The organism is Tautonia sp. JC769, assembly GCF_040717455.1.
Taxonomy (GTDB): domain Bacteria; phylum Planctomycetota; class Planctomycetia; order Isosphaerales; family Isosphaeraceae; genus Tautonia.
Genome location: NZ_JBFEFH010000002.1, coordinates 374,417 through 389,057 on the forward strand (window position 1 = coordinate 374,417; position 14,641 = coordinate 389,057).

A 14,641-nucleotide genomic window follows, 5' to 3' on the forward strand; every position below is an offset into this window, starting at 1 on the left:
AACGTGTTAGGGTCGGCAGCATGCCCGGGAATCCGGGGCGGCGGCGAATTCGGCTCAAGTCGTTTTCTGTGAGTGATTTGTGGTGATTCTTTATTCGAATTGTGGGTGTCGATGAGCGAACCGATGCGGACGAACCGGGGGCGTCTGGGGCTGTTTCACGTGGCCTTGCCGCTTTGCATTGCGGTGTCCCTGATCGGCATCGTCTGGCCGGCGACGTTCGCGGGCACGGTGTCGGACGTGACGCAGGCCTTCTTCGACAGCGTGGACTGGTTCTTCATGGGGTCGGTGACGGGGTTCCTGGTCCTGGCCGCCTGGCTGGCCCTGGGGCGTTACGGGTCGATCAAGCTGGGGGCGCCGGGCGACGAGCCGGAGTTCTCGACCGGGTCGTGGCTGGCGATGCTGTTCGCGGCCGGGATGGGGGTCGGGCTCCTCTTCTGGGGGGTGGCCGAGCCGATGACGCACTTCGCCTCGCCGCCGATCGGCGAGGCGTATTCGGCCGAGTCGGCGCGGCAGGCGATGATCCTGACGATGCTGCACTGGGGCTTCCACGCCTGGGCCGTGTACAGCGTCGGGGCGTTGGTGCTGGCCTACTTCCACTACCGGGTCGGGACGAACTTCCTGGCCGGGGCGCCGATCCGCGCGGCCTTCCGGGGACGTTGGGTCGAGCCGGTGGCCACCTTGGCCGACCTGTTCGCCGTCTTGGCCGTCGCGCTCGGGGTGGCCGGGTCGCTGGCGATGGGGGTCTTCCAGCTCCAGACGGGCCTGAACATCGTGCTGGGGACGCCGCCGAAGGCGCTCTGGTTCGCCCTGCTCCTGCTGGGCTTGCTGTTCGCGGCCTTCATGACCTCGGCGGCGACCTCGCTCGACAAGGGGATCAAGATCCTCAGCAACACGAACATGGTGCTGGCGATTCTTTTGATGCTCTTCGTCCTGCTGGCCGGGCCGACGCCGTTCCTCCTGCGGATCATGTTCACGGGACTCGGCGATTACCTGTCGGCCCTGCCCGCGCTGTCGTTCCGGCTCTACCCGCATCAGGACCTGAGCGCGTGGGTCGGCTCGTGGACGCTGACCTACTTCATCTGGTGGATCGCCTGGGCGCCGTTCGTCGGGATCTTCATCGCGAGGATCAGCAAGGGGCGGACGATCCAGGAGTTCGTCGCCGGGGTCCTGCTGGCGCCGACGGCCTTCTCGCTCATCTGGTTCTCGGTCTTCGGCGGCATGGGGATGTTCGAGGAGTTGCAGGGGGCCGGCGGCATCGGGTCGATCGTCAAGGAGGACGTGACGACCGCCTTGTTCGCCCTGCTCGACCGCCTGCCGGGCTCGGTCCTGCTGACGGCGGTGGCCCTGCTGCTGCTCTTCGTCTTCATCGTGACGAGCGTGGACAGCGCGACGTATGTGCTCGGGATGCTCAGCAGCCAGGGGGCGATGGACCCGCCTCGGTTCCGCAAGTTCGCCTGGGGGATCACGCTGGCGACGCTCGGGGCGGCCCTGGTGATGACCCGGAACATCGAGGTGGTCCGGGCCGGGGCGATCAGCTTCGCCCTGCCGTTGACCCTGATCCTGCTGCTCCAGGCCGCCGCTCTGATCCGGATGATCCGGTCGAATCCGCCGGCGGCCGCGATTCCTGCCCCTGCCGCGTTGACCTCGACGAAGGAGGCGAACGGATGAGCCGTTCCCGGACGACCCTCGGCGGCGTTCTCGGCCTGGCGGCGGCGCTGGGCCTCGGCTGCTCCCGATCCGACGACTCGGTGACGATCCTCTGCAAGGACTTCGCCGAGCAGGCGATCCTGGCCGAGATGGCCGCCGAGCTGCTCCGCGAGGCCGACGTGCCCGTCTCCCGGGTGCAGGCGGTGCCCGACAGCTACCAGGCGCAGGCGTTCCTGCGCGAGGGGACGGTGGACCTGATGGTCGACTACTCCGGCACGGCCCTGAACTTCCTGGGAGAGCTGGACGTCTCGGGGGACTCGTCGATCGCCCAGGCCCGCAGGCGATACGCGCCGATCGGCCTCGACTGGCTCGACCCGCTCGGCTTCGACAACGGCTATGCCTTACTTGTCCCCTCGGTCCGGGCCGCCGCGATGGGATTGCGGAGCATCGACGACCTGGCCGACCCCGCCCGGTTCCCCGAAGGCGTGCGGATCGCCTGCCCCCCGGAGTACCTGCGCAGGCCCGGCGACGGCCTCGGCGCGCTGAGCGAGGCCTACGGCTTCTCGCTGGCCGCCCCCCCCCTGGTTCTGGAGGACGTGCTCGATCGGATGCGGGCGTTGGAGACGCGCCAGGTGGACGTGGCGATCGGCTTCTCGACCGACGGCGTGATCCCGTCGCTCGGCCTCCGCATGCTCGACGACTCGCGGGGCTTCTTCCCGTCGTACGAGGCCGCCTTCGTCGTCCGCCACGAGGCGACCGAACGCTGGCCGGGGCTCCGCGAGGCCCTCGACGGCCTGGCGGGCCTGCTCGACGAGCCGACCATGCGGCGCCTGAACGCCGAGGTCGAGATCAAGGGGCGTCGCCCGGCCGGCGTCGCCCGCGAGTTCCTGCTCGAACGGCGGCTCATCGCCGAGTCGCCCCGCATCGGGCAGCTCCCGACCCGAGCCCAGTTGGCGCTGGCCGTGGCCGAGGACGACGACTTCTACGAGCTCCAGGCCCGGGCGGTGGTCGCCATCCGGGAGACCTTCCCCGACCGCGCCGTGATCGAGGATCGGGTCGGGAATCCGGCCGAGGCCGTCGCCCGGGGGGAGGCCCGGCTGGCCCTGCTGGGGGCCGAGCGCTTCTTCTCGGCCCGGGGCGACGGCGACGGCGACGCGCCGCCCGATCGCGACACGCGGATCGAGGCCGCCGCCGTGGTCGGGACGCGGATGGTCCACGTCGTCCGCCGCCGGTCGGACGGCGACGAGGGGGCCGGAGATGACGCGGCCTCCGATCCCCTCTCGGGCCGCGTCGGGGTGCCGCCCCTCGGCAGCGGGGCGGCCCTCATCGCGCAAAGCCTGCTCGGCGACGACCGCCGGCCCGACGCCTCGGGCGACCCGGCCACCTTGCTCGACGCGGTGCGCAACGGCCGGCTCGACGCGGCGATTTTGGTGCTCCCGGTCGGCGACCTGGAGTTCCCCGAGGGGGCTGCCGAGGCGCTGGAGCTGCGATCGCTCGGCGGGTGGCTCTCGCCGTCACGGGCCTTGCGGGCCCCGTTCCTCCGCCCGGCCCGGATCGCGGCCGGCAGTTATGTGGGCCAGCCCGAGCCGGTCGAGACGCTCGGGGTCCAGGTCGTGCTGGCCGGCCCCAGCCGACGGGCCGTCTCCCTGACCGCCAACAGCGGCCCGGCCGCCGCGTTGACCGTCGCCGGGTTGCCGCTCGATCCCGACGAGGTGCAGGCCCTGGCCGCCGCGACCGGCGTGCCCGAGGCCCCCGACCCCACGCTCCCCTCGTCCTGGAGCCGCCAGCCGGCCGCCCCCGACCCGACCCTCTCGGTCGCCTCGGCGATCCTGGGCACCGTGCTCAACGTCCTGGCCATCGCGTTTTCGATCTGGGTGATCCGGATCGCCACCCAGGCGACGACGCCGCCGGCCCCTGCGCCCCCGGCCGGTTGAGCACACGCCGACCCGATTCCCGCGAGCCATCTGGACCCGCGCCCCCTGATCGCAGGGGAGAGGGTGGCCGAAGGCCGGGTGAGCGGGCACTCTGCCCGGACGCCACGGCTTGCGAGCCGGCCGGTGACCCCCCACCCCGGCCCTCTCCCCGCCCGCGGGGAGAGGGGGGAGGTTCAACCCCCGTCCGCGCGAACGAAGGGCTTCCCGCCATCTTCCGGCGGCCTGCCGATTCCCGCCGCCTTCCTACTGCGTGCTGTCCCCCGGCAAAGGGCGATAGGCGGTGACGGTCCCCTCGGTCATCTCGCTCGGGTCGATGACCCAGCGCTGGACGACCTGGCGCCGATCATCGTTCGCCCCGGGCCGGCCGGCGTTCTGATGCAGGAGCGTGATCCGCATGGCGCCGGCCTGGCGATCGACGGCTGAAACGAGGGCCACGTGACGTTCCATCCGGGCCGTCGTCGTCCGCACGGCCCCGTTGCGCTGGCGTTCGCGATGCACGAAGGCCGCATCGCGGAAGACCAGGACGTCTCCCGGTCGGAGCTGCTCCGAGGGGTCCACCGCCCGCCCCCACGGTTGATCCGAGTCCCCGGCTCCCAGCCGCGCCCCGGCCTCCCGGAGCGCCTCGGACACCAACCCGGAGCAAGACCCGTCGCCGACGCGCTCCCCCAGCTTGGCCTCGGCCCGGGCGACGATCCGGGCCGCCAGGTCCATCGCGTCTTGCTCGGGGACGGCCAGCACGATCAGGAGGAGGCAGCAGCCGGGCATCGAGGACCTCATTCCATCTGGGTGCGAGAAAATGCTGGTGTATCCCCGCGAAGGGGACGCGAGGGGCTCAGGAGGCCCGGTCGCCTTGAGGCGGGCGGCCCGGCGCCCCGGCCTGGTCGGCGGCCTTCTGCGGGCGGCGGTCCCGGGACAGGATGTTGTCCTGCTCGTCGCCGACGACATCCTGCGCGACGTGCAGCGCCTGGTCGATGGCGTCGGGCTGGGCGTCTTCGAGCGAGCTGGAGGACCGGGCCACCTCGGAATCGAGCTGCAGGTTCGATCGGGCGCGGTCGGGGGGCACGGTGGCCGCCCGGGGGTGGGGGAGGGCGTCCGACTCGGTCGGGCCGTCGGCCGGGGCCGGGGCGACGTCGATCCGGTCGGCCAGGCTGAGGCTGAGGCTGACGGCCGTCGGCGGCGGCGTCGGCGTGATCCCGGCCTGCAGCAAGGCGACCTTGGCCTTCAGGCGGGCATCGCTCAGGATCTTGTCGCCATCGACCCCCCGGACGGGCAGCCAGAAGGTCGATCGCAGGCGGACCCCGCCGGGCTCGAGGGCCTCGACGAGGGTCCTCGGGCGCGGGTCGTCGAGGATTCCGCCGTGCTCGCGCAGGCTGGAGGCGATGGCCCGCTGCGCCTCGACCGCCGAGGCGTCGTAGCCGACCACCACGTCGAAGCTCTGCCGCACGGCGTCGGAGGCGGTCCGGTTGATGATCACATTCTTGAAGACCATCGAGTTCGGGATGCGGACCTGATGGCCGTCGAGGGTCACGAGGATCGTGGCCCGGGTCGTCAAGGCCCGGACGACCCCCGCATGGCCGGTCACCTCGACGAAGTCTCCCACCCGGAACGGCTGCCGGACGCCGAGCAGGAGCGACGCGATGAAGTTCTCGGCGAAGTCGCGGAAGGCGAAGCTGATGGCCAGGGCCACCGCCCCCGCCAGGCCGACGACCGAGAGCACCGCCCGGGCCACCCCCATGACCTCGAGCGCCGCGTAGAACCCGATCAGGACGATCCCGAGGGCGAGGACCGACGCGACGACCGATCGCAGCAAGACGCTCTCGAACAAGGGCGCGAGCACGCGATCGGCCGACCCCGAGAACAGCTTCGCCGCCAGGATCGAGCCGATCAGGACCGCCACGGCCGCCAGGAACGCCAGCCAGGTCTGGGCCACCAAGTTCCAGAACCGGCCGAGCCGCTTGGCCAGGAGTTGACCGGCCGTCAGGACCTGGGCATCGGTCCGGGTCCGGTTGAGCACGAGCGTCACCCCCTCGACCCGCCGGACGAAATCGCGGACGCGGTCCTGCACCTCGGCGTCTTCCACGTGCCCGGTGAGCGTGACCACCCCCCGGTCGACCTCGACCCCGATGCCCCGGACCCCCGGATACCGCGGCAAGAGCCCCCGGAGCTTCTCCTCGATCTGCTCGTCGGTCACCGCCTGCTCGATCGCGATCGGCCCCTCGGCCTCGGCCACGGTCCCGTCGCCGGCATCGGGGGCCACGGGAGCCTCCCCCGCGTCCTGCCCGACGATCGGCGCGACGAGTTCCTCCTGGGCCGAGGCGAGCGTGATCGGCAGGCTCAGGGCGAGCACCGCCGCCAGGGCGATTCCGCCCGGCCGGGGACTCCTGGCGGTTCGGCCGCGTGGGGCGTCGGACACGATCGATCCTCCCTCGGGAACGCCGATGGCCTGGCTGGGCCGGCGCGTCGAGTGCCGGCCGCCCTTTGCTTGCGGGGCGGGGAGCGCCCCCCGTAGGATATCGAGGACCATCGTAGCAGATTCGAGTCCTCCCGACAGCCGAGCCGAACGCCCCGCCCCATGCTCGCCAACGTCTCCGCACGATCCCCCGCCCCGATTCCCGGCGATCCCCGCGCGAGGGCCTCCGCGTGAGCTTCGCCAACGCCGCGATGCTGCTGGGGATGCTCGGGGTGGCGATCCCGGTGCTCATCCACCTGTGGAACCGTCGCCGGGTGCCGACGATCGCCTGGGGGGCGATGCAGTTCCTCGACCTCGGCCCCCGGTCGCGGACCCGGATGCGCCTGGCCGAGTGGCTCCTGCTCGCCGCCCGGATGCTCATCCTGGCCCTCGTCGCCCTGGCCGCGGCGCGGCCGATCTGGTCGAGCGGCCTCGGCCCGGCCCTCGGCGGCGAGGCGCCGAAGGACGTGGTGATTGTCATTGATGCGTCGGGCGGCATGGCCCGCCGGGGGGGCGGCTCGTCCCCCTGGTCCGAGGCGAGGGCGCGGGCCGATGCGATCGTCGAGCAACTGGGGCCGGGCGACGCGGCGGCCGTCGTCCGAGCCGGCGATCGGGCCAGGGCGGTGCTCGACCCGCCGGGCGTCGATCGGTCGCGCATCCGGGGCGCCCTCGATGCCCTGCCGCCCCCGGGAGGTTCGGCCGACCTGCCCGCGGCGCTCGGCGAGGCCTTCCGCGTCCTCGAACAATCGGGCCGCCACCCGGCCGCCGAGGTCGTGGTCCTGACCGACGGCGACCGCAACCCCTGGCGGCTCGACGAGCCGGGGCGCTGGCGATTGCTCCGCGCCCTGCACGATCGCCTGCCGGTCCCCCCGGCGATCGCCGTCGAATCGTTCGACGTGTCGGTCGATCCCGAGGCCGCCGACGGGGCGGTGATCGATGCGCTCGCCTCGCGTCGTTTCATCGTACCGGGGGGGACGATCCGGGTCGGCGCGACCGTGCGGAACCTCGGGCCGGGCACCCTGGAACGGTCGGCCGAGCTGGTGGTCGATGGGGCCTCGGTGCCGGGGTCGTCGCGGGCCGTCGGGCCGCTGGCGGCGGGGGGGGAGGTGGTGGTCGAATTCCGGACGGCCCTCGACGCGATCGGCTCGCATGCCGTCGGCGTCCGCCTCGCCCCCGGGGGGACCGACGACCCCTTGCCGGTCAATGACGCCTCGGCCCTCGTCGTCGAGGTGGCCGAGGCCATGCCCGTGCTGCTCGTCGACGGCGAGCCGGGCGATCGGCCGATGACCGGCGCGGCCGATTTCCTCCGGGTCGCCCTCATGCCCCTCGGGGACGAGGCCCCTCAGTTCCGCGTCTCGGCCCTGCCGCCGGAGGCCCTGAACGCGGAGGCCCTTGAGGGTCAACGGTTGCTCGTGCTCGCGAACGTCCCATCCCTCGGCCCGGAGGCCGCGGCCGCCGTGGCGTCGTGGGCCGGGCAGGGGGGGGGCGTGCTGGTCGTCCCCGGCGACCGGACCGACGCGGACGCCTGGAATCAGGCCGCCTTCCGCGAGGGGGACGGCTGGCTCCCGGCTCGGATCGGATCGCTCCGGGGCCGGTTCGACGACCGATCGCCGATCGCCCGCCCGTTGCCGACGAGCTTCGCCGCCCCCGTCTTCGGCGCGATCGACCGGGACGGCGCGCCGTCTGCCCTGGGATCGGCCGCGCTCTTCGCCGCATATGAGCTGATCCCGGCGGAACGAGAGCCGGCCGCCGAGGTCCTGGCCCGGCTCGACTCGGGGGGCCCCTGGCTCGTCGATCGCCCCGTCGGGTCGGGCCGCGCCGCCATCCTCGCCGGGTCGCTCGACGCGGAAGGGGGCACGTTGCCCGCCAACCCCGACTTCGTCCCCTTTGTTCATGAAGTCATGTTCCGGCTGGCCGATCCCGAGGCCGACGCCCCCGCCACCCGACCCGGCGCCCCGCTGGTCGTCCCGGTCGGCCCTTCCTCCCTCGCGGGCCGGGAGGCGATTGCGGTGCGGACCCCCTCCGGCCGCTCGGCCGAGGCCGAGCTCGACCGCACCGACGACGGGGTGATCGCCCGCCTGACCGACACCGACGAGGCCGGCCTGTATCGCTTCGACCTGCCCGGCGGCAGCCTCTACCGCCTGGTCGCCGCCGAGCAGGCCGAGCCGCCCCGCGAACCCCTCTCGGCCGGCGATGCGGAGGCGATCGCCGAGGGCTGGCCCCTCGCCTTCGCCGCCGACGACCGGCTCGGATCGCGCCCCGCGGGCGGCCCGGGCCGATCGCCGCGGCCCCTCTGGCGGGCGCTCGTGCTGGCCGCCCTGGCGGGGCTCTGCCTGGAAGTCTGGCTCACCCGTCGCCTGGCCCGTCGCCGAGGCCCGGCGGCCGTCGCCGGCCTCGATTGAGCTGCGATTGCCCCCGAAGCGGATTGCGTCGTCCCCGGCGACGGGTCACAATCCGGACCGGGGGAGGGGCCCCGATCCGGATTGCCGCGATGCGAGCCGAGCCGATCCGACCCTCGGCCCCTCAGACGCCCAGCCACCACGATCGACCGCCACGGAGTGACGACCGATGACCCGACGCGCCTCGATGATCGCCCTGGCCCTCGCCGCCGCGATCACCTCGACCGCCGCCGCCGCCGCGCAGGACGAGACGACCCGGATCCTCCTGATCGGCAAGGACCGCGACCACGCCCCGGAAACCCATGAATACATGGCCGAATGTGCCTTGCTCGCCAAGTGCCTGGAGCAGACCCCCGGCGTGACGACCGCCGTCTCCGACGGCTGGCCGACCGACGCCGACGCCTTCGAGGGCGTCGAGTCGATCGTCTTCTGCACCGCCAACGCCGGCGACATCTTCCTCGACCCGGCCCGCCGCGAGCAGGCCGAGCGACTGCTGGCCGACGGCGTCGGCCTGGTGGCCCTGCACTGGTCGACCGCCGCGAACGTGGAGAACGGCCCGCGCTGGATGGAGATCATGGGCGGCTGGTTCAACCCGTCCTTCTCCGAGATCCCGGTCGTCGAGTCGTCGATCCGCCCCGTCGCCCCCGACCACCCCATCGCCCGCGGCTGGGAAGAGACGCCCATGAAGGATGAATACTACATCAAGCTTAAGTACCTCGATGCCGCGACGCCCGTCGTCATGACCGAGGTCAACGGCACCGATTACCCGGTCGGCTGGATCTACGAGCGCCCCGAGGGCGGCCGGTCGTTCGGCTACGTCTGCGGGCACTTCCACGACTGCTTCCGCATCCCCGCCTTCCGCCGGTCGGTCGTCAACGGCATCCTCTGGACCGCCGGCCTCGAGGTCCCCGACACCGGAGCCCCGGTCGACGTGACGGAAGAGGACCTGGTCCTGCCGCCCGACCCTCGCGTCTCGGAATGATGATCGTTGATGTATGATGCCCTGGAGTGGCACGAATCCGGGGTCGGATTCGTGCCACCCGGGTTTCCCGGCCGCTCGGCCTGTTCGATCGAAGTCAACCAGCGGCAGATCCCAGGGCCGAACCGCTCGGGGGACCGGCGAGGAGAGGATGATGACCGACTTCGAAACCGTCTCCCGCGAGATTCACGGTATCATCGACCGCCGGCGGGAGCTGTACACGTTCCTCGGCTCGGTCTTCGCCGCGCTCGGGATCTTCCTCCAGAACGCGCTCCAGGGGGGACTGCCCGGGAGCCTCTCGCGGGTGCAGGATCATCTGTTCGCATTCTATGCCATCCTGGTGCTGGTGCCGTCGCTCGTGCTCTCGCTCCGGATGGGGCGGCTGCACGGCGGGCTGACGCTCAACGGCATGCTCTATGCCCGGTTGATGCAGGGGCGCGGCTTCGCGGGCCCGAGCGACCCCGAGGCGGCGGGCCGTCGCAACTTCTTCGGCGTCTCATATTTGCAATTCCTCCTCGCCGACGTGATCGCCGGCTTCTCGGCCGCGGTGCTCGCCCTGGCCCTGCATGCACCGCCGGTCGTCGCGGCGGTCGTCGGGTTCACGACCCTGGGCGCCTGGCTCCTGATCGACGGCCGGTTCCACCGCCAGGCCGTCGCCTACGCCCGCGCCCGGATCGCCGAGGACTCCTTCGAGGAAGTCGGCCGCGACCAGTGGGAGGCCCACGTCCACGCGACGCTCAAGGGGTGCAATCAGGATCTCATCGGCACCGTCTCATTCGTCGGCCTGATGATGTTCTCGACCTTCGAGGTCCTCTCCTCGTTCGGCCAGATCGCCGAGGACGCGGCCGTGGACATCCCCCCCGAGCTGGCCGGGGCCTTCGGGCCGGCCTTATTCACGGCGCTCCTGCTGCTGACCTGCCTGATCGGCCTGCTCGTCTACGTGCGGGTGCGGCTGGCCATCGGCCACAATTCGCTGCACCTCTACCCGAACGACGACCCGTTCCGCCCCCTGAAGCTGACCGACTCCTTGCTCGGCTACATCCTGCTGGCGTTCCTGTTCGCCGTGTCCCTGCACCTGTTCCTGACGGTCTCGCTCGACGGCCGGCAAGGGTCCGAGGCGTGGGTGATCGTGGCGGATGTCGTGGTCTTTGTGGTCGCGATTGTGGCGGCTCAGCTGGCCCTGGTCATCGCCGGACGGCGGGTGAAACAGGCCGGCACGACGACGCTCATTGCCGGGACACCGGGAGGGGGGGGCGACATCGCCTGATGAGGTCGACAGCACCGATGGGATCGGTTCAACGGCCGACGAGTTGATCATACTCGGCGTGCGAGCCGATCCAGAACCAGACGAAATCGTGATCTCGCTGGACCGCCAACGCTCAATAGTGCAATCCGACACGGGCCGACCAGAAGCGACCGACCCGCCGAAAGTGCAACGACGGATGCCTCGGGTCGGCCAGAAGCAGGGCAAATGACGAGTTCGGCAGTTGCTGGATCGGTTCAGGCAACCGGTGGTAGAGGGACCAGAAGCGGGGCGAGGCGCGGTGATTCACAGATCCGTGCAACGCCCCTCATCCAGGTCGCGAAGCGCTTCGTCCGCCAGTTCATCCAGGCGGCCGGCGTGCACATCTTCTTCAAACTCGCGGTCCCACGCCTCGGCATCAAATGCGACGAACCACGATCGAAACGCTGCGAGTTGCTCGGGCGGGAGATTGGCGACCGCCCGTTCGATCTCCTCGACGGTACTCATGCGGCAATCCTCAATCGATGCGCGCGGCCAATGGGATGCGTCTTTCTGCGGCGTACACCATCATAGTCCGCGGGTTCCTACAGGCACAGCCGAGTCCGGTCATTCGGATATGTGACGCTCCTCCCCCCTCCCTTAACGACGATTTTCGAGGGAGGGTCGTTGCGATCCCGACCCGTCCGGGGCCAAGATGAGGGGGAGGTCGGTCGGCGGCACGGGCCCGAAGCGCCCGAATCCGCCGATCCATCCGGGGATCTCGGTCGCGAATCCAGGGCCGGGCCCCGGGGCGGTCACGAGGCGCCGGGCTTCCGCCCGATCATCGAGTCAATCGGGAGTCGGCCCGCCGGGAGCGATCCCGGGCGGGCCGGGCCGTCCCGACCTTTGCTTGCGGAGCATCGAATCTCATGGGACCTCGACCAGGCAACCCGACCCGCCGTGATTGGATCAAGACGTCCGTGGCCGTTGCCGGGGGCGCGGTGGCGATGCCCTGGATCGTCCCCGCCTCGGCCCTGGGGCGGCAGGAGGGCACGAAGGCGGCGTCGGAGCGGATCACCCTCGGCGTGATCGGCTTCGGCCCGCGCTGCACGTATGTGATGAAGGCCATGCTGCCGATGGCCGACCCGCACTTCGTGGCCATCTGCGACGTGCAGAAAAACCGACGCGAGGCCGGCAAGGCGCTCGTGGATGAACATTACGGCAACACCGATTGCACCACGACCCGGGAATTCGAGGAACTGCTCGCCCGCGACGACATCGACGCGATGCTCATCGCCACCGGCGACCGCTGGCACGGCCCGGCCTCGATCCTCGCCGCGAAGGCCGGCAAGGACGTCTACAGCGAGAAGCCCTGCGCCCTGACCATCGAGGTCGCCCAGAAGCTCGACGACACCATCCGCGAGACCGGCCGCGTCTTCCAGGCCGGCACCCAGCGCCGGAGCGTCGCCAACTTCCAGGCCGCCGTCGCCCTGGCCCGGGGCGGGAAGCTCGGCAAACTCAAGGAGCTTCATGCGTCGGTCTACACCCCGACGCTCGACAACACCTGGCTCCCCGGCCAGCCGACCCCGCCGGTCGACGTGGTCGACTGGGACCGCTGGCTCGGCCCCGCCCCCTGGCGGCCTTACAACGAGAACTACGTGCAGGGCCGATGGCGAGGCCAGTGGGACTTCGACTCCGGCGCCCGCCTGCTCGACTGGGCCGCCCACACGCTCGACCTCTGCCAGCAGGCCAAGGGGGCCGACGACACGATGCCCGTCTCGTACGAGCCGGCTGAGAAGGCGATCATCGCCCGCTACGCCGACGGCGTCCCCATCATCCTCGACTTCCTCGAGACCCCCTTCGGCGAGCGCGAGGGCTGGATCACCGAGCTGGGCACCTGCCCCGTGCGGTTCGTCGGCGAGGACGGCTGGGTCGAGACCGGCGACAACGGCGGCATCGTCGTCGAGCCCGAATCCCTCCGCGCCGAGCTTCCCGACGTCTCCGCCGCGCCCCAGGTCGGGCTCGATGTCGGCGCCCACGCGCAAGACTTCTTCGACGCGATCCGGTCCCGAGGCACCACCAACGCCAACTCCCGGATCATGCGACACTCGCACATCGCCTGCCACGCCGCCGCCCTGGCCTGGGTCCTCGGCCGCACCCTCACGCTCGATCCCGATCGCGAGGAGTTCGTCGACGACGCCGAGGCCAACGGCCTCCGCTCGCGTCCCGAGCGGCAGCCGTACGTGATCTGATGCCGAGACGTTCGTGGCATCGGCCCCGGGGCCGCCGGCCCCGGGGTGCCCGATTCGTTCGACGTGTGACGCCAGGACACACCGACCTTGCCGTGCCTCGGTCCGTACGCTCAGGGAGTCATCTGCCCATGCCCTTGCGAATCTTGCTCGTCGTGGCCGCCACCGCCTTGGTCGTCCCACTCGATCCCGATCCTGCGTGCGCGCAGCCGGCGACTCCCCTGGCACTTGGCGAGCCCGCTCCCGAATTCCGCCTGCCGGGCGTCGATGGGAAGACCTACACGCTCTTCGACTTCGGCGATGCCGACATCCTGGTGGTCTACTTCACCTGCAACCACTGCCCCACCGCCCAGGCGTACGAGGACCGCGTCGCCCGATTCGTCGAGACCTACGAGGACAAGGGGGTTGCCCTCGTCGCCATCTCGCCGAACGACCCGAAGGCCGTCCGACTCGACGAGCTGGGCTACAGCGACCTGAACGACTCGTTCGAGGAGATGAAACTCCGGGCAAAGGATCACAACTTCAATTACCCCTACCTCTACGACGGCGACACCCAGGAGGTCTCGCGCGCCTTCGGCGTGCTGGCGACCCCCCATGTCTACGTCTTCGACCGCGATCGCAGGCTGCGCTATCAGGGCCGATTCGACGACGCCGAGGTGAAGGAAGTCACCTCGCACGATGCGATCAACGCCGTCGAGGCCCTGCTCGCGGGCGAGGAGGTCCCCGTCCCCATGACCCGCGTCTTCGGCTGCTCGACCAAGTGGGCCGACAAGCGCGACGACGCCCGCAAGTCCCTCGAACGCTGGGACGCCGAGCCGGTCTCCCTCGAGACGATCGACCTCGACGGCGTGGCCGAGCTGGCGAAGAACGACTCCGACGACCTCCTGCTCGTCAACCTCTGGGCCACCTGGTGCGGCCCCTGCGTGGCCGAGCTGCCCGAGTTCGTCGAGATGAACCGGATGTATCGCGGCCGCGACTTCAAGCTGATCACCATCAGCCTCGACGACTCCGACGCGCAATCCAAGGCGCTCGAAGTCCTGACCGAGCACCACGTCTCGGCGACCAACTACCTGCTCGACGCCGCCGACCGCGACGCCTTCGCCGAGGCACTCGACCCCGAGTGGCCCGGCCCCGTGCCGTACACCCTGCTCATCGCCCCCGGCGGCGAGGTCCTGTATCGCCACACCGGCGCCATCGACCCGCTGGAGGTCAAGCGGGCGATCGTCGATGTCCTGGGCCGGACCTACTGATCGGTCCCGTAGCCGGCGACCGCCTCGCGCGGGGGGGCGTGACGATCGGGCCGTCGGGCCGGTCTCGATGCCGTTTCCGTCGGGCCGATGCCGATGTGCTCACGACGGCCCGGCGCCCCACCCGAGCAGGGCTCGGATCGGTGCGCCTTCGGTCGGGGGGTGAGGACGGCCGAGCGGGCTGTGCACGGACGTTGGGTGAGGAAGGCCCTTTCGTCATCGATCGTGGCGGTGATGTCCTGCGGGGTGACCGGATCGAGAACGCGGAAGGGGGCGGACCGAGAACCGTCCCCGAGCGCCCCGACCCGCCCGCGTGGCGGCCGGGGAGACGGGACGGGCATGCGACGGAGCAAGGTCCGTCGCCACCCCGGTCTCCCTGCGATCCACGCCCGCCAGGTCGATCCCCACGCATTCGGGCCGTCCGGCGGCCGCCAGGGCCCTGATCGTGCGCTCACTCGCGGGGGCCATTCGACTATAATTGACTCGGGCCGCCATCCGAACGAGAGGCCAGGCCG

10 protein-coding genes and 1 pseudogene are annotated in these 14,641 nt (G+C 71.2%); 7 read left to right on the plus strand and 4 right to left on the minus strand.

Features of this window, described 5'->3' with window-relative positions; translation table 11 throughout:
- Positions 1-111: 111 nt before the first annotated feature.
- On the plus strand, positions 112-1,668 hold the full coding sequence (locus AB1L88_RS03995; RefSeq protein WP_367095336.1) for a BCCT family transporter: 1,557 nt from the start codon (positions 112-114) through the stop codon (positions 1,666-1,668).
- Positions 1,665-3,581, plus strand: a complete 1,917-nt coding sequence (locus AB1L88_RS04000; protein WP_367095337.1) for a glycine betaine ABC transporter substrate-binding protein — start codon at positions 1,665-1,667, stop codon at positions 3,579-3,581. Before AB1L88_RS03995 ends, AB1L88_RS04000 begins: the two co-directional genes overlap by 4 nt.
- A 243-nt stretch (positions 3,582-3,824) precedes the next feature.
- Here AB1L88_RS04000 and AB1L88_RS04005 read toward each other — a convergent pair whose 3' ends face one another.
- Together AB1L88_RS04005 and AB1L88_RS04010 are read right to left on the minus strand one after the other, a co-directional pair.
- The gene (locus AB1L88_RS04005; RefSeq protein WP_367095338.1) at positions 3,825-4,346 is read right to left on the minus strand and encodes a hypothetical protein; all 522 of its coding nucleotides are present in this window, start codon (positions 4,344-4,346) and stop codon (positions 3,825-3,827) included.
- Positions 4,347-4,413: 67 nt separating this feature from the next.
- Positions 4,414-5,994 (minus strand): mechanosensitive ion channel family protein, encoded by a 1,581-nt coding sequence (locus AB1L88_RS04010; RefSeq protein ID WP_367095339.1) that lies wholly within the window; start codon positions 5,992-5,994, stop codon positions 4,414-4,416.
- 227 nt (positions 5,995-6,221) lie between these two features.
- Between AB1L88_RS04010 and AB1L88_RS04015 the strand changes: the two genes are divergently transcribed.
- The 3 genes from AB1L88_RS04015 (at position 6,222) to AB1L88_RS04025 (ending at position 10,675) form a co-directional block, all read left to right on the plus strand.
- Positions 6,222-8,432, plus strand: coding sequence for a BatA domain-containing protein (locus AB1L88_RS04015; RefSeq protein ID WP_367095340.1), 2,211 nt, complete (start codon positions 6,222-6,224; stop codon positions 8,430-8,432).
- 166 nt (positions 8,433-8,598) lie between these two features.
- On the plus strand, positions 8,599-9,411 hold the full coding sequence (locus tag AB1L88_RS04020) for a ThuA domain-containing protein (protein ID WP_367095341.1): 813 nt from the start codon (positions 8,599-8,601) through the stop codon (positions 9,409-9,411).
- A gap of 148 nt (positions 9,412-9,559) precedes the next feature.
- On the plus strand, positions 9,560-10,675 hold the full coding sequence (locus tag AB1L88_RS04025) for a hypothetical protein (protein WP_367095342.1): 1,116 nt from the start codon (positions 9,560-9,562) through the stop codon (positions 10,673-10,675).
- Between the two features lie 28 nt (positions 10,676-10,703).
- Here the strand turns inward: AB1L88_RS04025 and AB1L88_RS04030 are convergent.
- Positions 10,704-10,961, minus strand: a pseudogene (locus AB1L88_RS04030) (hypothetical protein).
- Positions 10,958-11,158 carry a hypothetical protein gene (locus AB1L88_RS04035; RefSeq protein ID WP_367095343.1) on the minus strand — a complete coding sequence of 67 codons (201 nt, stop codon included), beginning with the start codon at positions 11,156-11,158 and terminating at the stop codon, positions 10,958-10,960. Before AB1L88_RS04035 ends, AB1L88_RS04030 begins: the two are co-directional and overlap by 4 nt.
- Before the next feature lie 401 nt (positions 11,159-11,559).
- Here AB1L88_RS04035 and AB1L88_RS04040 point away from each other — a divergent pair, with 401 nt between their 5' ends.
- Both AB1L88_RS04040 and AB1L88_RS04045 read left to right on the plus strand, forming a co-directional pair.
- Complete coding sequence (locus AB1L88_RS04040) at positions 11,560-12,882, plus strand: Gfo/Idh/MocA family oxidoreductase (protein ID WP_367095344.1); 1,323 nt, start codon at positions 11,560-11,562, stop codon at positions 12,880-12,882.
- A gap of 128 nt (positions 12,883-13,010) precedes the next feature.
- Positions 13,011-14,129 (plus strand): redoxin domain-containing protein, encoded by a 1,119-nt coding sequence (locus AB1L88_RS04045; protein ID WP_367095345.1) that lies wholly within the window; start codon positions 13,011-13,013, stop codon positions 14,127-14,129.
- Positions 14,130-14,641 lie beyond the last annotated feature (512 nt).